Source organism: Sinorhizobium sp. P24N7, from assembly GCF_042436655.1.
GTDB classification, from domain to species: Bacteria; Pseudomonadota; Alphaproteobacteria; order Rhizobiales; family Rhizobiaceae; genus Sinorhizobium; species Sinorhizobium meliloti_A.
Genome location: NZ_JBHMIW010000001.1, coordinates 484,764 through 504,023, shown reverse-complemented (window position 1 = coordinate 504,023; position 19,260 = coordinate 484,764). Strand labels below are relative to the sequence as shown.

Annotated in this window: 18 protein-coding genes; 11 read left to right on the top strand and 7 right to left on the bottom strand. The window is 63.7% G+C overall.

Annotated elements, in window-relative coordinates:
* Positions 1 to 107 precede the first annotated feature (107 nt).
* From ACFHWW_RS02400 to ACFHWW_RS02390, 3 genes are read left to right on the top strand one after another with little or no spacing between them, the layout of a single operon-like run.
* Positions 108 to 1,913: an ABC transporter ATP-binding protein gene (locus ACFHWW_RS02400; protein ID WP_379937172.1), complete on the top strand. Its 1,806-nt coding sequence runs from the start codon at positions 108 to 110 to the stop codon at positions 1,911 to 1,913.
* A 16-nt stretch (positions 1,914 to 1,929) separates the two neighbouring features.
* Positions 1,930 to 2,748 (top strand): 4-hydroxy-tetrahydrodipicolinate reductase, encoded by an 819-nt coding sequence (gene dapB / locus ACFHWW_RS02395; RefSeq protein ID WP_379937171.1) that lies wholly within the window; start codon positions 1,930 to 1,932, stop codon positions 2,746 to 2,748.
* Between the two features lie 30 nt (positions 2,749 to 2,778).
* Positions 2,779 to 3,414 carry a 2,3-bisphosphoglycerate-dependent phosphoglycerate mutase gene (locus tag ACFHWW_RS02390; protein ID WP_018093794.1) on the top strand — a complete coding sequence of 212 codons (636 nt, stop codon included), beginning with the start codon at positions 2,779 to 2,781 and terminating at the stop codon, positions 3,412 to 3,414.
* 100 nt (positions 3,415 to 3,514) lie between these two features.
* Here ACFHWW_RS02390 and ACFHWW_RS02385 read toward each other — a convergent pair whose 3' ends face one another.
* Entirely contained in the window at positions 3,515 to 4,387 is an 873-nt protein-coding gene (locus ACFHWW_RS02385; RefSeq protein WP_379937170.1) for a methylated-DNA--[protein]-cysteine S-methyltransferase, read from the bottom strand.
* A gap of 72 nt (positions 4,388 to 4,459) precedes the next feature.
* Positions 4,460 to 4,957, bottom strand: a complete 498-nt coding sequence (locus ACFHWW_RS02380; protein WP_100669902.1) for a DUF2244 domain-containing protein — start codon at positions 4,955 to 4,957, stop codon at positions 4,460 to 4,462.
* A gap of 22 nt (positions 4,958 to 4,979) precedes the next feature.
* On the opposite strand from ACFHWW_RS02380, the gene nth reads away from it, so the two are divergent.
* A complete protein-coding gene (nth, locus tag ACFHWW_RS02375) occupies positions 4,980 to 5,753 on the top strand; it encodes an endonuclease III (RefSeq protein WP_338277536.1) in 774 nt (257 codons plus the stop codon).
* Here the strand turns inward: nth and ACFHWW_RS02370 are convergent.
* Positions 5,747 to 6,340, bottom strand: coding sequence for a TetR/AcrR family transcriptional regulator (locus ACFHWW_RS02370; protein ID WP_018093798.1), 594 nt, complete (start codon positions 6,338 to 6,340; stop codon positions 5,747 to 5,749). The genes nth and ACFHWW_RS02370 overlap by 7 nt on opposite strands.
* Before the next feature lie 67 nt (positions 6,341 to 6,407).
* On the opposite strand from ACFHWW_RS02370, the gene ACFHWW_RS02365 reads away from it, so the two are divergent.
* The 3 genes from ACFHWW_RS02365 (at position 6,408) to ACFHWW_RS02355 (ending at position 8,517) form a co-directional block, all read left to right on the top strand.
* Complete coding sequence (locus ACFHWW_RS02365) at positions 6,408 to 6,833, top strand: VOC family protein (RefSeq protein WP_100669900.1); 426 nt, start codon at positions 6,408 to 6,410, stop codon at positions 6,831 to 6,833.
* A gap of 138 nt (positions 6,834 to 6,971) precedes the next feature.
* Positions 6,972 to 7,964 (top strand): adenosine kinase, encoded by a 993-nt coding sequence (locus ACFHWW_RS02360; RefSeq protein WP_100669899.1) that lies wholly within the window; start codon positions 6,972 to 6,974, stop codon positions 7,962 to 7,964.
* A gap of 37 nt (positions 7,965 to 8,001) precedes the next feature.
* Positions 8,002 to 8,517, top strand: a complete 516-nt coding sequence (locus ACFHWW_RS02355; protein WP_379937169.1) for an AAA family ATPase — start codon at positions 8,002 to 8,004, stop codon at positions 8,515 to 8,517.
* Between the two features lie 16 nt (positions 8,518 to 8,533).
* Here the strand turns inward: ACFHWW_RS02355 and ACFHWW_RS02350 are convergent, their stop codons facing one another.
* Positions 8,534 to 9,037 (bottom strand): SH3 domain-containing protein, encoded by a 504-nt coding sequence (locus ACFHWW_RS02350; RefSeq protein ID WP_050563083.1) that lies wholly within the window; start codon positions 9,035 to 9,037, stop codon positions 8,534 to 8,536.
* Positions 9,038 to 9,290: 253 nt separating this feature from the next.
* On the opposite strand from ACFHWW_RS02350, the gene ACFHWW_RS02345 reads away from it, so the two are divergent.
* On the top strand, positions 9,291 to 10,295 hold the full coding sequence (locus ACFHWW_RS02345) for a D-glycerate dehydrogenase (protein ID WP_003531928.1): 1,005 nt from the start codon (positions 9,291 to 9,293) through the stop codon (positions 10,293 to 10,295).
* Between the two features lie 437 nt (positions 10,296 to 10,732).
* Here ACFHWW_RS02345 and polA read toward each other — a convergent pair whose 3' ends face one another.
* Positions 10,733 to 13,747, bottom strand: a complete 3,015-nt coding sequence (gene polA / locus ACFHWW_RS02340) for a DNA polymerase I (protein ID WP_100669897.1) — start codon at positions 13,745 to 13,747, stop codon at positions 10,733 to 10,735.
* Between the two features lie 472 nt (positions 13,748 to 14,219).
* On the opposite strand from polA, the gene ACFHWW_RS02335 reads away from it, so the two are divergent.
* The 3 genes from ACFHWW_RS02335 to ACFHWW_RS02325 all read left to right on the top strand — a co-directional run bounded on the left by ACFHWW_RS02335 (position 14,220) and on the right by ACFHWW_RS02325 (position 17,464).
* A complete protein-coding gene (locus ACFHWW_RS02335; protein ID WP_018093804.1) occupies positions 14,220 to 14,663 on the top strand; it encodes a MarR family winged helix-turn-helix transcriptional regulator in 444 nt (147 codons plus the stop codon).
* Positions 14,664 to 14,758: 95 nt separating this feature from the next.
* Complete coding sequence (locus ACFHWW_RS02330; protein ID WP_100669896.1) at positions 14,759 to 16,153, top strand: M20/M25/M40 family metallo-hydrolase; 1,395 nt, start codon at positions 14,759 to 14,761, stop codon at positions 16,151 to 16,153.
* Between the two features lie 363 nt (positions 16,154 to 16,516).
* A complete protein-coding gene (locus ACFHWW_RS02325) occupies positions 16,517 to 17,464 on the top strand; it encodes a YbhN family protein (protein ID WP_379937168.1) in 948 nt (315 codons plus the stop codon).
* A gap of 53 nt (positions 17,465 to 17,517) precedes the next feature.
* On the opposite strand, the gene ACFHWW_RS02320 is transcribed toward ACFHWW_RS02325, so the two are convergent.
* Together ACFHWW_RS02320 and ACFHWW_RS02315 are read right to left on the bottom strand one after the other, a co-directional pair.
* Positions 17,518 to 18,009: a hypothetical protein gene (locus ACFHWW_RS02320; RefSeq protein WP_379937167.1), complete on the bottom strand. Its 492-nt coding sequence runs from the start codon at positions 18,007 to 18,009 to the stop codon at positions 17,518 to 17,520.
* Between the two features lie 97 nt (positions 18,010 to 18,106).
* Positions 18,107 to 19,030 (bottom strand): DMT family transporter, encoded by a 924-nt coding sequence (locus ACFHWW_RS02315; protein ID WP_275597004.1) that lies wholly within the window; start codon positions 19,028 to 19,030, stop codon positions 18,107 to 18,109.
* Between the last annotated feature and the right edge of the window lie 230 nt (positions 19,031 to 19,260).

Genomic DNA, 19,260 nt, shown 5'->3' with positions numbered 1-19,260 from the left:
GCTGCGCCCGGCGCAGAGACTCGCCAAAACGGCAGCAAAGCACTATAGAGCCCCCGAAAGCGATGCCGGGGTGCGGTACGCGAGCGGGCTCAGGGAAGACGGGCTTATTGAACGCCAAGGATAGAAACAAGCGCGCAGTCGATTCCGAAACGATCACGGGAATCCTCAGGCGCGTCATCGCCGAGAACGGCCGCGACCACATTCGTGGCTATGCTTTCGCAATCGCATGCCTTGTCGTGGTGGCGGCGACGACCGGCTTCACCGCCTGGATCATGGAGGCGGTCGTCAACGAGGCTTTCGCCAACAGGCGCGCCGACATCGTGCTCCTGATCTGTGGTGCGATCTTCGCCGCCTTCGTCCTCAGGGGGCTTGCGACCTACGGGCAGGCGGTCGCCCTGTCCAAGATCGGCAACAACATCGTGGCGCGCTATCAGCGCCGGCTTTATGCGCATCTGATGGCGCTCAGCGTCGGCTATTTCCACGAGCACCGCTCGGCCCAGCTCGCCGCCAAAGTCAGCCAGAACGTCAGCGGCATCCGCGACGTGCTCAACATGACGGTCACGTCCGTCGCCCGCGACCTCCTGACGCTGATCGGCCTGGTCGTGGTCATGTTCAGCAAGGACTGGCTCCTGTCGCTGATCGTCTTCTTCGTCGCGCCGCCATTGCTCCTCGGGCTCCGCTACATTTCCAGACGCCTGCGCCTGGCGACGCGCGAAGCCGTCGAGGTCAACAGCCGGGTTCTCGGCGCCATGCAGGAGACCATCCAGGGCATCACCATCGTCAAGGCCTTCACGATGGAGAACGAATTGCGGCGCAAGGTCGAGTCGATCATCGATCGTGCCGAGAACCGGGCAAACCGCATCGCGCGCCTGAGCGAGCGCACGGCGCCGATGACCGAGACCTTCGCGGGACTGGCGATCTCCAGCGTGCTTGCCTATGCGGCCTTCCGCACGATCTATCACAACGTGCCGCCCGGAGCGTTCTTCGCCTTCGTCACCGCCCTGCTCATGGCCTATGATCCGGCTCGTCGTCTCGCGCGCCTGCAGGTTTCGCTGGAACGCGCGGCGGTCAATGCCCGCATGATCTACGAGATTCTCGATACGGTGCCGCACCAGCGCGACCGTCCGGACGCCACCGAGCTGAGGCTCGGCGAGGCGACCGTCGAATTGCGCGACGTGCGCTTCGCCTATGGCACCGGCGACGAGATACTCAAAGGCGTCAGCTTCCGTGCGGAGGGCGGCAAGACCACCGCTCTCGTCGGCCCCTCGGGCGCCGGCAAGTCGACGATCATCAGCCTGATCCCGCGCTTCTACGATCCGATGTCCGGCGAGATCCTGATCGACGGCCAGAATATCGCTGGCGTCACCAAGCAATCGCTTCGAGCCGGCCTCGCCTATGTCTCGCAGCAGCCCTATCTCTTCGAAGGCTCGATCCGCGACAACATCCGCTACGGCCGGCCCGATGCGACCGATGCCGAGATCGAGGAAGCGGCCCGGCTGGCCTATGCGCATGATTTCATTCTGGCGCAGCCGCAGGGCTACGATACGCCCGTCGGCGAGCATGGCGTGACGCTTTCCGGCGGCCAGCGTCAGCGCCTGTCGATCGCCCGCGCGCTCGTCCGCAACGCGCCCGTCCTGCTGCTGGACGAGGCGACATCGGCGCTCGACACCGAGTCGGAAGCGGCCGTCCAGAAGGCACTCGAAGAGGCGATGAGCGGCCGCACCGTCATCGTCATCGCGCACAGGCTTTCCACCGTCGTCAACGCCGACAAGATCGTCGTCATGAAGGAGGGTACCGTCGTCGAGGAGGGCTCCCATGAGGAGCTTGCGCGGCGTCCGGACGGTCTTTACGCTCGCCTCCACAATCTCCAGGGCAGCGGAGCGGATACGGTCGCCGAGGCCCAGTTTCTGTAGCACAAGGGATTTTCAGATGAACGAAACGGACATGAAGCTCGTTGTGGTCGGCGCGGCCGGCCGTATGGGCCAGACATTGATCCGGATCATTCACGAGACGGCCGGGGTGAGCCTTCATGCCGCGATCGAGCGGACCGGATCGCCCTTTATCGGCCGGGATGCCGGCGAGCTTGCCGGTGTCGGCCCGATGGGGGTCGCCGTTACCGACAAGCCGCTCGAAGCCTTTGTCGAGGCCGAGGGCGTCCTCGACTTCACGGCCCCCGCCGCCACGGTGGAATTCGCCGGCCTTGCGGCGCAGGCACGCATCGTCCACGTGATCGGCACGACCGGCTGCTCGGCGGATGACGAGGCGAAGATCCGCGCCGCCGCCCGTCATGCCCGCGTCGTCAAGTCGGGCAATATGAGCCTCGGCGTCAACCTTCTCGGCGTGCTTACGGAAAAGGCGGCGCGCGCGCTTCCGGCCCGGGGTTGGGACATAGAGATCCTCGAAATGCACCACAAGCACAAGGTCGATGCGCCCTCGGGCACGGCGCTGCTTCTTGGCGAAGCGGCGGCCAAGGGGCGCGGAATCGGTCTTGCGGATCACTCCGTGCGGGTCCGCGACGGCCACACCGGTGCGCGGCCCGAAGGGTCAATCGGTTTTGCGACGCTTCGCGGCGGCTCCGTCATCGGCGAGCACTCGGTTGTGATCGCCGGAGAGGGTGAGATTGTCACGCTTTCGCACAGCGCGACCGACCGCTCCATCTTCGCCCGCGGCGCTGTCGCTGCCGCCCTCTGGGGCCGGAGCCAAAAGCCCGGCCTTTACTCAATGCTCGACGTTCTCGGGCTCGACTGACATCCGATAGTTCACAATGAGGAAATCGAAATGAGCGGCACCCTCGTCCTTGTCCGGCACGGCCAGAGCGACTGGAACCTGAAGAACCTCTTCACCGGCTGGCGCGATCCCGACCTCACCGAGCTCGGCATCGAGGAGGCAAAGGCCGGCGGCAAGGCGCTTGCCGATTACGGCATCAAGTTCGACATCGCATTCACCTCCGTCCTCATCCGGGCCCAGCGTACCTGCCAGCTCGTCCTCGACGCCGTCGGCCAGTCGTCGCTCGAAACGGTCCGCGACCAAGCCTTGAACGAGCGCGACTACGGCGACCTCTCCGGTCTCAACAAGGACGATGCCCGGGCGAAATGGGGCGAAGAACAGGTCCATATCTGGCGCCGCTCCTACGACGTGCCGCCGCCCGGCGGCGAGAGCCTGCGCGACACCGGCGCCCGCGTCTGGCCCTATTATCTGACCGATATCCTGCCGCGCGTGCTTTCGGGCGAGAAGGTGCTCGTCGCCGCCCATGGCAACTCGCTACGCTCTCTCGTCATGGTGCTGGACAAGCTGACCAAGGAGCAGATCCTCAAGCTCAATCTCGCGACCGGAGTGCCGATGGTCTACAAGCTGAACGCGGATTCGACCGTCGCTTCGAAGGAAGTGCTCGGGGATATGTCCGGGGCGCATTGAGGGCGGCAGGGGTTTTAACCCCTCCCGAACCCCTCCCCACAAGGGGCAGGGGTTTGGGAGGGGCCCTGTTTCCTACCCCATCATACCGGGAATGCTCCCTTCAAGCCTTCCCGGCCTCCCAGCCCAGGATCGCGCGCTTGCGCGTCAGGCCCCAGTGATAGCCGGTGAGATCGCCGGTCTTGCCGAGCGCACGGTGGCAGGGGACGACGAAGGAGATCGGGTTGCGCCCGACCGCGGCGCCGACCGCACGCGAGGCCGTCGGCTGGCCGAGGTTTTCGGCGATCTTGGAATAGGTCGTGGCCTTGCCGAGCGGAATCTGCAGCAGGGTCTGCCATACGCGGATCTGGAAATCCGAACCGATCAGGAAAATCCGGAGCGGCTCTTCCGCGCACCAGCGGTCGGGGTCGAAAATGCGTGCCGCATAGCGCGCCGTCGCCGCGCTGTCCTCGACATAGACGGCGTTCGGCCACCGGGCGGCCATGTCTTCGAAGCTCGCGCGCTCCTCGCCCGAATCGGCGAAGGCAAGGCCGGCGAGGCCGCGGTCGGTCACCATCACCAGGGCCGTGCCGAAGGGCGAGGGGTGAAAGCCGTAGCGGATGGTGAGGCCGGCGCCGCGCGCCTTCCACTCGCCGGGCGACATCGCCTCATGGGTGACGAAAAGATCGTGCAGCCGGCTCGGACCTGACAGACCGACCTCGATGCTGGTCTCGAGCAAGGGCATGTCTTCCTGGCGCAGGAGCCGCTTGGCATGATCGAGGGTGACCGCCTGCAGGAAGGCCTTCGGCGAAAGCCCGGCCCAACGGGTGAAGACTTTCTGGAGCTGCGTCGGCGACTGGCCGAGGCGCCGGGCGAGCGACTCGAGCGAGGGCTGCTCGCGATAGTCTTCGGTCAGCATCGCGATCACACGTCTGACCGTGTCGTAGTCGGTGCCTTCCGGGGTGATGTCGGTGGGAATGGATGTAACGACGTTCATGATCATCTCCTTGTGCCACAGATAATCATGCAGGCGATGCTATAACCACCCGATTCTTGTCGGCCGACCGGCTCAACGCGACCTGGCGGTCGCCAGCGCCCGGGCGAAGGCGACGGCGAAGGTTTCGCGGTCGTCGCGGTTGAGGAAGGAGCCGATATCGGTCTGCCGGCCGCCGCCACTGATCTTCATCGACACGATGCCGATCTCCTGATGACGCTTGATGCTGAAGCGCGCCCAGAAGGTGTTGAAGCGGTGCTCGATCATCCTTCCCGAGGGCGCGAACTTCCTGACCGACACGTCGGTGCGCGAAACGCTGACCTCCTCGCGGGCCCGCGCAGTGTGGTAGTTGAGCCAGAAGGCACCGAAGAGCAGGATGAAATCGAGGCCGAAGAAAAAGACGACCGGCCAGGCGCCGATGACCAGAAACACAACGATGTGCATCAGGCTCATGATGCCGGCGATCATCAGGAAAATCTTGAGGCCCCTATGTCCCAGCGAGCGGTAGGGGGTGAGTTCGGCCGCAAAGATCGGCTCGTCATCGATGTTTGGCGCAGCGTTGCCTTTGATCATGACCCTTGACTATAGATGCAGCATGAAAAACGTGAAGCTCAAATCGCCACCACAAGCGCCGAAGCCGGCGAAAGCGACAACGCGCCGCACGGGGCCGCGCAGTGCCTACCGCAGGGCGGAAGTCGAGGAAATCTTCCGCCGATTTTCGGTGCAGCGTCCGGAACCGAAGGGCGAGCTCGAGCACGTCAATCCGTTCACGCTCGTCGTGGCGGTCGCTCTCTCGGCGCAGGCGACGGATGCCGGCGTCAACAAGGCGACCCGGCAGCTCTTCGCTGTCGCCGATACGCCGGAAAAGATGCTGGCGCTCGGCGAGGAACGGGTTCGCGATTATATCAAGACGATCGGCCTCTACCGCAACAAGGCGAAAAACGTCATCGCTCTCTCCGAGAAGCTCATCACCGACTTCGGCGGCGAGGTGCCGCGCACGCGCGAGGAGCTCGTGACGCTGCCCGGCGTCGGGCGAAAGACCGCCAATGTCGTGCTCTCCATGGCCTTCGGTCAGCCGACGATGGCCGTCGACACCCATATCTTCCGCATCGCCAACCGTATCCGTCTTGCCCCGGGCAAGACGCCGGACGAGGTGGAGGCCCACCTCCTGCGGGTGATCCCGGAGCACTATCTGCTCCATGCCCATCACTGGCTGATCCTGCACGGCCGCTACGTCTGCAAGGCGCGCCGGCCGGAATGCGAGCGCTGCGTGATAGCGGACCTCTGCAAATCGCCGGAAAAGACCTGCGACATCCCGGCGCCGCTCGTGGAATTGCCGCCGCAAGCGATCTCGCTCGCCGCTCATTGAGCGATCAGGCGATCGATCAGCCTGTCGATGGCGTAGGCATAGTCGGCCCGTGCGGCGCCCGCATCGATCTCGAGCGCAGCGCGGTCGAAGGCGGCCGATAACAGGAATGCCATCGCCTTGACAGTCTTCTCCTCCAGGCGGTGCGGAGCCATGGCGGCAGCGAGGCCTTCCTCCAGCGTTCTGCCGCCATGGGCGGCGTCGAGAGCCGCCATTTCGGTGACGCCCAGCACGGCCGGCCCGTCGAGCAACAGCAGGCGTACCCTGCCCGGAACGGCCATGGCGTCGAAATAGCCCGCCGCTCCTGCAAGGAGTGCCTCACGGGGTGGGAGGGGAGCACCGGCCAATTGCTCGATCGTCGCCGCGACGTCGCGTGCTTCCCGTTCTACGATCGCCCGAAACAGCGCCTTCTTGTCCTCGAAGTGATGATAGAGCGCGCCGCGCGTGAGCCCGGCTGCGGCAACGATGTCCGGCGTCGCCGTTTCGGCGTAGCCTCTGGAGACGAAGAGCGCGCGTGCGGCATCAAGGATCGCCGTGCGGGTTGCATCGGAGCGTTCCCGGTTGGAGCGTCTTGGTTCTTTCTGTTGCATACATGCAGCCTGTATGTTATTGACCGGATACATGCAGATTGTATGTTATGGAAAAACGGAGGGAAAGATGAAATCGACAAGCTATTATCCGGTGATCATGACGCAGGACGTTCGGCAGACGGCGGATTTCTACGTCAAGCATCTAGGGTTCGAGGCGCTTTTCGTGAGCGATTGGTACATGCACCTCCAGTCGACCGAAAACGATCATGTGACGCTCGCGGTGCTCGATTACCGTCATGAGACGGTGCCCGACCGGCACCGGGCGCCGGTGCAGGGCCTGCTCCTGAATTTCGAGGTGGAAGATCCCGATCGGCTCTATGACACGATGCGTGAAGCGGGCCTGCCCATCCTCAAGCCGATCTGCGACGAAGACTTCGGCCAGCGTCATTTCATCACGGCCGATCCGAACGGCGTGATGATCGACATCATTAAACCGATCCCGCCAAGCGCCGAGTTCGCCGCCGCCTATGACGCAAAGGCGCTGCCGACGTGATCGTCGGCATCCCCGAATTCCGCTGCATGCGGGAGCCTTCCCGCATTTGAAGAAGCGCATAACGAAGTTGCGTCTTCCAAATGGCCGGAAAACCGCTATTAACGAACACCGGTCACCAAGGAAACCCGGACGGAGTTCATGGCAAAATACGACGTTCTGACGATCGGCAACGCGATCGTCGATATCATTGCGCGCTGCGATGACAGCTTTCTCGAAGAAAACGGCATCATCAAGGGCGCGATGAACCTCATCAATGCCGATCGCGCCGAACTGCTCTATTCGAGAATGGGACCGGCGGTCGAAGCCTCCGGCGGCAGCGCCGGCAATACGGCGGCAGGCGTCGCGAGCCTCGGCGGCCGCGCCGCCTATTTCGGCAAGGTCGCCGACGACCAGCTCGGCGAAATCTTCACCCATGATATCCGCGCACAGGGCGTCCATTTTCAGACGAAGCCGCTCGACGGCCATCCCCCGACGGCCCGCTCGATGATTTTCGTGACCGAGGACGGCGAGCGCTCGATGAACACCTATCTCGGCGCCTGCGTCGAGCTCGGCCCGGAGGACGTCGAGGACGACGTCGTCGCCCAGTCGAAGGTCACCTATTTCGAAGGCTATCTGTGGGACCCGCCACGTGCCAAGGATGCGATCCGAGAAGCGGCGCGCATCGCCCACGCCCACGGGCGGGAAACGGCGATGACGCTGTCCGACAGTTTCTGCGTGCATCGCTACCGCAGCGAGTTTCTCGAACTCATGCGCTCGGGCACGGTCGATATCGTCTTCGCCAACCGGCAGGAGGCGCTCGCGCTTTACGAGACCGAGGACTTCGATCGCGCGCTCGAGCTGCTGGCCAAGGACTGCAAGCTTGCGGCGGTCACGCTGAGCGAGGAAGGCTCCGTCGTCGTGCGCGGCGCTGAGCGCGTACGTGTCGGCGCGAGCGTTCTGGAGCAGGTGGTCGACACCACCGGCGCCGGCGATCTCTATGCCGCCGGCTTCCTCTTCGGCTATACCAGCGGCCGCTCGCTCGAGGAGTGCAGCAGGCTCGGCAATCTGGCAGCCGGTATCGTCATAGGTCAGATCGGCCCGCGGCCGCTGGTCTCGCTTGCAACCGCTGCCCGGCAGGCAGCTCTCGTCTGAGGCGCCCGTCCCACCGGCCAATCGAAAGCCCGCGTTCATGCTCATCATCTTGGGAGGCTTGCCCGGATCCGGGAAGACGACGATTGCTCGCGCTTTGGCGAAGCGATTGCGCGCGGTGCATGTGCGCGTCGATACGATCGAGCAATGCATCCGGGTTTCGGGCGGTCCGGGCTCCGACGTCGGAGCCGCAGGATATGTAGCGGCCTACGGGGTGGCTGAAGACAACCTCACGCTCGGCCACACCGTCATCGCGGATTCCGTCAATGGCCTGGGTGTGACGCGAGACGCCTGGCTCGCCGTGGCAGACCGATCGGCGGCACGGGCGGTCGAGGTGGAGGTCATCTGCTCGGACAAGGCGGAACATCGCCGGCGCGCGGAAACGCGGCTTTCCGACGTACCGGGTCTGACGAAACCAAGCTGGGAAGAGATTACCGATCGCGTTTACGAAGATTGGGGATCGCGACCCCTCGTCATCGACACCGCGAAGAAGAGCCCCGACGAGCTCGTCGCCGATCTCATTTCGAAGCTCGAACGCCAGAAACCGGGGAGCTGACGCCCTCCCGCACCGCTTACTTGAAGGCCTCGCCGGGATAGGCGCCCCAGATCTCGCTCTGGGCAATCCAGCCTTCGACCCCTTGCGTGTCGGCATGGCACCAGTCGCCGTTGCATTCGCCGATGTGCAGCATGACGCCTGGTTCGACGCGCGCGACGATCGGCGCCGTGCTCTGCGGATCGCGCCGCATGTTGACGAAAACACCCTCTCCCTTGCTGCGCATCCACGGGGCCGCCAGCGCCGTGCGGTCGCCGGAGAGAAGCGCCTGGTTGACCCAGCCCTCGGTTCCGTCGGCGTCGCGGATACGGCGCCAGTTGTCATATTCCTGAATGATCTCGACCGGCACGCCGGATTTGAGATAGCGGAACGCCACCGCATAGTCGACGCTCGGGCCGATTCTCAAGTTCACGCTTTTCGCCTTCAGGCTGACGAAGCGGGGGAGGGGAAGGCCGCTCGGCCCCTTCGCCGCCTGCGCCTGGGCGGTGCCGGCCGTCAAGACCGCTCCGAGCAAGGCTGCCATCGTGAGGGTGGAAACTCGTGAAATGAAGTGACGCATGACGAAGCTCATCTTCCGAAGGTAAGCAGGGCTTGGCGCAAGCCCTTGCGGTGCTGACCGGCCGGGCGCTCGCAGATTCCCGCACTTTTCAAATCCCCGCACGGGGGCGGCGAGTTTCAATTGTGTTCCCCACCGGGTCTGGTAGAAATTGCGGCTGTAGGGAGAACTATCACCCGACTTGGTTAAGGACCCGTCAACGAGGGCGCCGCTCACAGCAATGACAAGCAAGAAAAAGCCAACGGTCTACATCACCCGCAAACTGCCGGATGTCGTCGAAACCAGGATGCGTGAGCTCTTCGACGCGGAGCTGAACATCGATGACACGCCGCGCAGCCAGCCGGAGCTGGTCGCCGCGGTCAAACGGGCCGACGTGCTCGTGCCGACGGTGACGGACCGGATCGATGCGGCTCTGATCGAGCAGGCCGGGCCGCAGCTGAAGCTCATTGCCGCCTTCTCGAACGGCGTCGACAACATCGATGTGGATGCGGCCGCGCGCAAGGGCATAACCGTCACCAACACGCCGAACGTCCTGACGGAGGACACGGCCGACATGACCATGGCGCTGATCCTCGCGGTGCCCCGCCGGCTCGCCGAAGGTGCACAGGTGCTGACCGACCGCAAGGGGGAGTGGGCAGGCTGGTCTCCCACCTGGATGCTGGGCCGGCGCATTGCCGGAAAACGCATCGGCATCGTCGGCATGGGGAGAATCGGCACCGCCGTCGCCCGCCGTGCCAAGGCCTTCGGGCTTTCGATCCACTATCACAATCGCCACCGCGTCAAACCGGAAACCGAGGAGATGCTGGAAGCGACCTACTGGGACAGCCTGGACCAGATGCTCGCCCGCGTCGACATCGTCTCCGTCAACTGCCCGTCGACCCCGGCGACCTATCATCTGCTCTCGGCCCGGCGGCTGGCGCTGATGCGGCCCGACAGCTACATCGTCAACACCGCGCGCGGCGGCATCATCGACGAGGCGGCGCTGATCAAGAGCCTCCGCGAGGGCAAGATCGCCGGCGCCGGGCTCGACGTGTTCGAGAACGAGCCGTCCGTCAATCCGAAGCTCATCAAGCTCGCCGGCGAGGGAAAGGTCGTTCTCCTGCCGCATATGAGCTCGGCGACGCTGGAAGGCCGTATCGACATGGGCGAGAAGGTGGTGATCAACATCCGCACCTTCTTCGACGGCCATCGCCCGCCGGACCGGGTCCTTCCGGGGCGGGATTGAAACACCACCACTTTGGCAAAAGCCGCGGCGCTATCCGCCGAGGGGTCGCATCCTCTCTGTCCTCGTCCCTGTGCTCGTCACAGGGATGAGAGCAGCGCCGCGTCTGCGGCGGAAAGCGTTCTTTCAGCCCAAGGACTTGGTCTGGCTGGATTCCTGTGACAAGCACAGGAATGAGGGACCGGGGATGTACGGCTCCTACAACTTTCGCTTGGGAATATGCGGGGGAATGGTCAGCCTGGGCTATGAAGCTTACCGAGGGGTCGCACCCCTCTCTACCCTCATCCCTGTGCTCGTCACGGGGATGAGAGCAGCGCCGCGTCTGCGGCGCGGGAAGCGTTCTTTCAGCCCAAGGACCTGGTCTGGCTGGATCCCTGTGACGAGCACAGGACTGAGGAAATCAAACGAGCGGCGCCGGGTATTCCAGATCCCAACAGGCCTCAATGCGCCTCGTCCCAGTTGTGTGCCGCGCGCGCATCGACCTTGAGGGGCACCCTCATGTCGAGCGCGGGCATCGCGGCGTTCTCCATCACCGAGATGATGACCGGAATGGTGCGCTCGATCTCGCCATCCTCCACCTCGAAGATCAGCTCGTCATGGACCTGAAGCAGCATTCGCGCGGAGAGCTTTGCCGCTTCGAGTGCCGGCTCCATCTTGACCATCGCGCGGCGGATGATGTCGGCGGCCGAGCCCTGGATCGGGGCATTGATCGAAGCGCGCTCGTTGAAGGCACGCATCGACGGATTGGACGAGCGGATGTCCGGGTAGTGGGCCCGGCGTCCGAAGATCGTCTCGACATAGCCGTTCTCGCGTGCAAAGGCCTTGGTGTTCTCCATATAGTCGCGAATGCCGGGGAAGCGTTCGAAATACCGTTTGATGTAGTCACCCGCCTCCGAACGCTCGATCGAAAGCTGGTTGGCTAGCCCGAAGGCGGAGATGCCGTAGATGATGCCGAAATTGATCGCCTTGGCGCGGCGGCGGATCTCGCTCGGCATGCCGTCCACCGGCACGCCGAACATTTCGGAAGCCGTCATCGCATGGATGTCGACGCCATCGGCGAAAGCCTGGCGCAGCTGCGGGATGTCGGCCACATGGGCGAGCACTCTCAGCTCGATCTGGCTATAGTCGGCCGAGACCAGCTTGTGTCCCGGCGCCGCCACGAAGGCCGTGCGGATCTTGCGGCCTTCGCCGGTCCTGATCGGAATGTTCTGCAGGTTCGGATCGGAGGAGGAAAGCCGCCCGGTCGCCGTCGCAGCCATTGCAAAACAGGTGTGGACGCGCCTCGTCTCCGGATGCACGAAGCCGGGAAGGGCGTCGGTGTAGGTCGATTTCAACTTGGTCAGCTGCCGCCAGTCGACGATCTTGCGAGGCAGGTCGTGCCCGGCGGCCGCGAGGTCTTCGAGCACCTGCGCGGAGGTCGACCATTGCCCGGTCTTGGTCTTGGAGCCGCCCGGAAGGCCCATCTTGCCGAAGAGAATGTCGCCGAGCTGCTTCGGCGAGCCGATGGTGAATGTCTCGCCGGCGAGGCGATAGATCTCGTCTTCGAGCGCCGCCGCCCCCTGTGCCAGCTCGCCGGAAAGGCGTGACAGGATCTGCCGGTCGATGGTTATGCCGCGTTCCTCCATCCCGGCAAGGACAGAAATCAGCGGCCGCTCCAGTCGCTCGTAGACGCGCGTCAACCCCTTGGCGGCGAGCCGGGGCTTCAGCACATGCCAAAGCCTCAGCGCGATATCCGCATCCTCGGCCGCATAGGTCGTCGCCTTGTCGATGTCGACGAAGTCGAAGGTGAGCGAAGACCGGCCGGTGCCGGTGACGTCCTTATAGGCGATCGGCTTGTGGCCGAGCCACCGCTCGGCAAGCGAATCCATGCCGTGGGCGCCGTTGCCGGCATCGAGCACATAGGACATCAGCATCGTGTCGTCGAAGCTTCGCATGGCGATGCCGTGCCGCTTCATCACGAGATAGCCGTATTTCAGGTTCTGCCCGACCTTCAGGACGGACGGGTCCTCCAGCAGGTCCTTTATCCGGCTAAGGGCCTCGCGGACCGGTACCTGGCTGTCGACAGGTCCACCCCCCAGGAGGTCGCTGACGCCGCTCTTGTGCGCGAGCGGCACATAGGCCGCCCTGATCCTGGAGCCCGACGGGTCGTTCGCGTAATCGGCGACCGCGAGCGAAAAGCCGACGAGGTCGGCGCGCATGGCGTCGGGCGACGTCGCCTGGGTGTCGAAGCCGACGAGCCCCGCCTCGCGGGCGTCGGCGATCCAACGCTCGAGCGTATCGAGATCGCGGATGGTGAGATATCCGGAATGATCGAACGCGGCTTTGCCGAAATAGGCCGCACGCGCCTCGGCGAGGCCCGCGGGCGTCGCGCCGGTCGTATCGGCATCCTGGCCGGAGGAGAGGAACGAGACAGCCGCCCTGGCCGCATTTCCCCTGGGCGGCGTCGCGCTCGATGATTGCGGCGACGGCGGCGGGCCGCCGGCCTCGCCGACGTCCAGATCCGGTCCATGCGCCTGCGCGCCCCATTCGACCGGCACATGAGCCGGTTCGATCGCTTCCGCATCCGTATCGGTCGCCGCTGCGACGCGGCGCGTGAGCGTGGTGAATTCCATCGCCTTCAGGAATGCGATGAGCTTCGGGCCGTCCTGCGAATCGAGCCTGAAGTCCTCGGGCGGAACGTCGAGCGGCGTGTCCTTCTTCAACGTCACGAGCTCACGCGAAAGGCGCGCCAGATCGGCATTGGCGATGATGGACTCGCGCCGCTTCTGCTGTTTGATCTCGCCAGCCCGTTCGAGCAGCGTGTCCAGATCGCCATATTCTTCGAGGAGCTGGGCTGCCGTCTTCGGCCCGATCCCGGGGATGCCCGGCACGTTGTCGGTCGAATCGCCGGTCATGGCCTGGAGATCGATCATCTTTTCCGGGGGCACGCCCCACTTTTCGATCACGTCCGGAACGGTGATCTGCTTGTCCTTCATGCTGTCGTACATCGACACTTTCGGCGTGACGAGCTGCATGAGGTCCTTGTCGGAGGAAACGATGGTCACATCGGCGCCCGCCTCCTCGGCAAGCCGCGCATAGGTCGCGATGAGGTCGTCGGCCTCGTAGCCCTCCTTCTCGATGCAGGGCAGGTTGAAAGCGCGGGTGGCGTGGCGGATGAGCCCGAACTGCGGAATCAGATCCTCCGGCGGCGCCGTACGGTTGGCCTTGTACTGGTCGTAGAGCCCGTTGCGGAAGGTCTTCGAGGAATAGTCGAAGATCACGGCCAAATGCGTCGGCGTCACGCCGACGGAGGTGTCGCGCGCGTCGGTCAAAAGCTTCCAGAGCATGTTGCAGAATCCCGCAACCGCATTGACGGGAAGCCCGTCCGACTTGCGGTTGAGCGGCGGGATGGCGTGGAACGCCCGGAAGATGAAGCCCGAGCCGTCGACGAGGAAGAGATGATCACCGTTTTTCATGCGGCCATGGATAGCGCGAGGCAGGGGAAAGGTCCATTGCGCTTTTCCGGCGCTACCCCATTTAAGTGGAGCGACAAAGGTCTGCCGGAACCCTGATATTCGGGTGCCGAACACTCACGCAAACGTTACGCATTTGTAATGCGCGATTCAGTCTTCCTATCCTTGAAATGCCACATTTGACTCCACAAATCATGTCGAGCGGCAATCATTCAATGCCGTGAGTCTGGTGATTGGCCTGTCCCCCGCCCGCACCAGATGAGGACAAAGGCCTCATCCCCCTCTCCGGGCCTTTGTCCCGCTTTCAAAGAGCCGCCACGGCGCAGCCTCCGCGCCGTGGCGGTTTTTTGCTGCCTATGCCCGTCAGTCGAAAGCGTATCGCCACACAGTCTCAAATCCCCGTGAAGTCGGCGCGGTTCGGCTCATTGCAGGCATTGTAACTTGTCTTCGCGCTCCTTCCCGCGTAGGCATAGACATGGCCTTCAATCGTATGGAATCTGCGACTTACCTGGCCAGCTTGTTGGCGAGGGGTTTCTCGCGCGCCCTGCAGGAGCGCGGTCAGAAACTCGGCTTTGCCCCCGGGCAATTCCCGGTCCTCCTGGAATTATGGTCCGAGGAAGGGCTGACTCAGAGGCAGCTCCTCGACCGGCTCGACATCGAGCAGGCAACCATGGCCAATACGCTCGCCCGAATGGAGCGCGACGGCCTCATCGTCCGCCGCAAGCATCCTAACGACAAGCGTTCGCAGCAGATATTCCTGACCGAACGTGCCCGCAAGATGGAGGCCGCTGCGAAGGAGGCTGCTGCTGCAGCGGAGCAGTCGCTGCTTTCCGGCTTTCGCCGCTTCGAGAAAGAACTGATGCTCGAATATATGCGCATGGCGCTCGCGAATACGGCGCGCCACGGCGACGCTTCCTGATTTCACCCCGACAATTTATCGTTGCATCAAAAGTTTTCGCTTAAAGCCGCCGGGTTTCGATTCTAGTTTCGCCGCGAAACCCAAAAAGGATTCGCATGATGGCAGATATCACCCCGGTTCTCGAGCGCGCCGACGCAAATCTCCCGAAAAGCCTCGAGCGGCTCTTCGACCTCGTCCGCATCAAGTCCATTTCCACCGATCCCGCCTTCAAGGAGGAGTGCCGCAAGGCTGCGGAGTGGCTGGTGGCGGAACTCGGAGCGATCGGCTTCGAAGCCTCGGTTCGCGACACGCCCGGCCATCCGATGGTCGTCGCCCATCACGCTGCCGAGAAAGCGGACGCTCCGCACCTGCTCTTCTACGGCCATTACGATGTGCAGCCGGTCGATCCCCTGAACCTCTGGGAGACCCCGCCCTTCGAGCCCTCCGTCAAGGAGGTCGAGCCCGGCCGCAAAATCATCACCGGCCGGGGTACGGCCGATGACAAGGGCCAGTTGATGACCTTCGTCGAGGCAGTGCGCGCCTATAAGGAAACCCGTGGCGGCTTGCCCTGCCGCATCACCATTCTCTTCGAGGGCGAAGAGGAATCCGGCTCTCCGTCGCTCAAGCCCTTCCTCGAAGCCAATGCCGGTGAGCTCAAGGCCGACTACGCTCTTGTCTGCGATACCAGCATGTGGGACCGGGACACGCCCGCGATTTCGGCTGGCTTGCGGGGCCTCGTCGGCGAGGAGGTCGTCGTCAAGGCGGCGGACCGCGACCTGCACTCCGGTTATTTCGGTGGCGCGGCGGCGAACCCGATCCATATCCTGGCCGAAATTCTCGCCGGCCTTCACGACGAGACCGGCCGCGTGACGCTCGACGATTTCTACGAAGGCGTCGAGGAGACGCCGACCGAGATCAAGGCGGGCTGGGAAACGCTCGGACAGACCGCCGAGAAATTCCTCGGCGAGATCGGCCTCTCTATCCCCTCCGGCGAAAGGGGCCGCTCCGTGCTCGAACTCACCTGGGCGCGGCCGACGGCGGAGATCAACGGCATCACCGGGGGCTATACCGGCGAAGGATTCAAGACGGTGATCGCTGCAGAAGCCTCCGCCAAGGTTTCGTTCCGCCTGGTCGGCAAGCAGGACCCGGCAAAGATCCGCGAGAGCTTCCGCGCCTATGTGCGCTCGAAAATCCCGGCGGACTGCTCCGTCGAATTTCATGCGCACGGCGGTTCGCCGGCTATTCATCTGCCCTATGATTCGGCGCTGCTGAGCACGGCGAAGGCGGCACTTTCGGATGAATGGCCGAAGCCCGCCGTGGTCATCGGCATGGGCGGCTCCATACCGATCGTCGGCGATTTCCAGCGGATGCTCGGCATGGAATCGCTGCTGGTCGGGTTCGGTCTTTCCGACGACCGCATCCACTCGCCCAATGAGAAATACGAGCTCGCGTCCTTCCACAAGGGCATCCGCTCGTGGGTCCGCATTCTGGACGCACTCGGCACGCGGTAACGCCTTGCAGGCGGGGGGCTATGGTGAACACCGTTCGGCCATTGTCCACCGCCTTCGGCCATGAATGACAAATCGCACCCGCTTGACGGATATCAAGTCGACTTTGCTTGACCTGCCTGCCTTGGGATGCTTCCCTTTTTGAAAACAAATCAAAGTGGGAAATGGGCTGTTGGCAAGTGCAAGGATCGGGACGCCTCGTCCCGAGCATGTTTCTTTCATTACGCAGAATGGGCATCGCCACCTCGGCAGAACCGCGAAGCGCTTGGCGTGCCTTCAACCGGCCGCTGCTGATGGGCACCCGCATCGCCGCGACGCTTCGCTCGTGAATCGATTTCCGCCGGAAAATCACGCAGAAGCCCCGGCATGAAACGGCTCAAGGCATATTTCTGGCCCGTTGTGGGGCTTGCGGCGATCTTGGTTTCGGTGCGCGCGCTCGTCGATGAACTGCGCGGCCTGTCTCTCAACGAGTTCCTGGCGAGCTTCCAGGCCATATCGCTCGAAAGCTGGCTGCTCGCCATCGGTTCGACGCTTGTCGCCTATGCGGCGCTTGCCGCCTATGACCGGCTGGCGCTCGATCATCTCGGCCACCGCATCTCGCTGTGGTTCATCACCCTCTGCTCGTTCACCACCTATGCGCTTTCGCACAATCTCGGCGCCTCGGTTTTTTCCGGCGCGGTGGTGCGCTATCGAGCGTATCGGTCGAAAGGCCTGACGCCCGGAGAGGTGGGCGTGCTCGTCGCCTTCTGCTCCTTCACCTTCACGCTCGGCACGCTGATGCTCTCGGCCATCGTGCTGCTCCTGAGGCCGAATATCATCGAGAGATTTTCGGAGTTCCTGCCCATCGAAATGTCGTTGACGACGGGCGGCCTCATTCTCGCGCTCATCGCGCTCTACGTCCTCGGCAGCCTGGTCGGCATGCGGCCGCTGCGCACGCGCTGGTTCCAGCTGCATTACCCGCGGCCCTACATCGTGCTGAGGCAATTGATCATCGCCCCCGTCGAGCTTCTGGGCGCTGCCGGCATCATCTATTTCGCGCTGCCCGAAGCCGGCAATCCCGGCTATGTGGTCATTCTGGGCATCTTCCTCGCATCTTTCTCCGCCGCGCTGCTCTCCCATGCGCCGGGCGGCATCGGTGTGCTTGAATTCGTCTTCATCGCGGCGCTTCCGGAAATGGACCCGGCCGACGTTCTGGCTGCGCTTGCCATTTTTCGGCTGCTCTACCTCCTCGTCCCCTTCGTGCTGGCGCTCGTCGTCATTCTCGTCTTCGAGCATTCCCGCTTTCTGGCCGAGCGTGCCGCGAAGGAGCCGTAGAGTTTCGCTGGAGCACTTCCAGGAAAAGTGTGTAACGCTTTTCCGTCCGGACCTCAGGGGGCGTTGCAGGTGGCGGGGATCGCCTTCTCGATGGGGCCTTCCCCTTCGTCGAGCCGGGCCGTCTCGATCTGATAGGGCGTGAAGGGCGGCACCTGGAGGGACGGATTGATGATCCTCGTCACGTAACAGCCGGAGAAGAAGCGGGTCTTTCCGCCTTCTTCGATGGATTTGATCGCAACCGGAACGGCCGAATAGATGCTGCCGGCAGCGCCCTCCGTGACGACCTTGCCGAACTTCGCTTCCACCGACACCGTCTTGGCGTAACCGTCGGCGAAGGCCTTGAACTCGCCGACGGGTTTCGACGCTCCGAAGTAGCCGTAGGCTCTGGCATATTCCTTCCGGTTGATCGCGTTGTAGAGCGAGCGGACGAGCGCCGCGCCATCGGAGCGGTCGTCGACATAGGGAAATTCCTCCTGTGCCCTGGCCCCGATCCCCTGCGCGGCAAGGGCGGCAAGGGCGATCAGCACGGTGCAGCGAACCCTCATTCTCTCTCCTTTCGAACGGATGAGCCGGCCGGCCGAGAAGCCGGCGCGCTCGCGAGTGTCCGGTACGATCCCGACGATTTTGAGTCGAAGGAGAGGCTTACCGCGGCGGCAGACCGGCCTTTCGCCGGCCGACGACATGCTCGCGCCAGATGGTGAAGATGCCGGCGGCGACCACCAGCACCGAGCCGATGATCATGTTCGTCGTCAGCGTCTCTCCGAAGATGGTCACGCCCATGACGGAGGCGAAGACGAGCTGCAGGTAGGTAAGCGGCTGAACCGCGGCGGCATCGAGCATGTCGTAGGCGCGGATCAGAAAATAGTGGCTCGACGTGCCGGTGATGCAGAGCAGCACCATCCAGATCCAGTCCGCCCCGGAAAGCGTCGCCCAGAAGAAGGGCCCGACGAGACTGATCGCGAAGGCGCCGACGATGCCGGTATAGAAGAAGCTGGTCATCGCCGAATCGTCGCGACTAGCAAGCCTGGTGGTGATGACATAGAAGGCGAACATCACGGCTGCCGCCAGCGGCAGCAGAAAGTTCACGTCGAACGACCCGTCTTCCGGCCGCAGGATCAGAAGAACGCCGATGAGTCCGACGGCAATCGCCGACCAGCGCCGCCACCCGACCCGTTCGCCGAGCAGAGGCATCGACAGGAGCGCCACGAAGAGCGGAGTGGCCGCGAGGATCGCCTGCGAATGCGCCAGCCCGACGATGGTGAAGGACGTGATCACCACGACGATCTGCACGGGCAACAGGACGCCCCGCAGGAGCTGAATGAGCGGCTTTCTCGTCACCGCGGTCGCGGCAAATCCGCCCGGCGCCCGCGCCGCGATCACCGCAGCGAAGCCGGCAAATGCCCAGTAGCGGATCATTGCCACGAAGACCGGCGGGTAGATGGCGCCCAGATGCTTGGAGATGCCGTCCTGGATCGAGAAGATGACGATCGCCAGAAGCGCGAAGACGTAACCGTTTGCCTTGGATCTCATGGGGTGGTGATACACGCGCTTTGCGGCCGCAGCCACGAGTTTTTCGCCCTGTGCATCTGGCCAGATCCGAAGCGCGTCGCGCGAATGCGATGCGTTTTCAGGTATCGCCAGATACAGAAAGACCCCGAGCCGGGAGGAGGTGGCTCGGGGTCTTAAACTTGATCGGTTCTGGGAGGAGGAGTGAACCGACCGAATGCCGGGCGCCGTGGGAGGAGGTACAGCGCTTCGACAAGGAGGAGAATAGATTATTTTCGTTGAGGTAATAG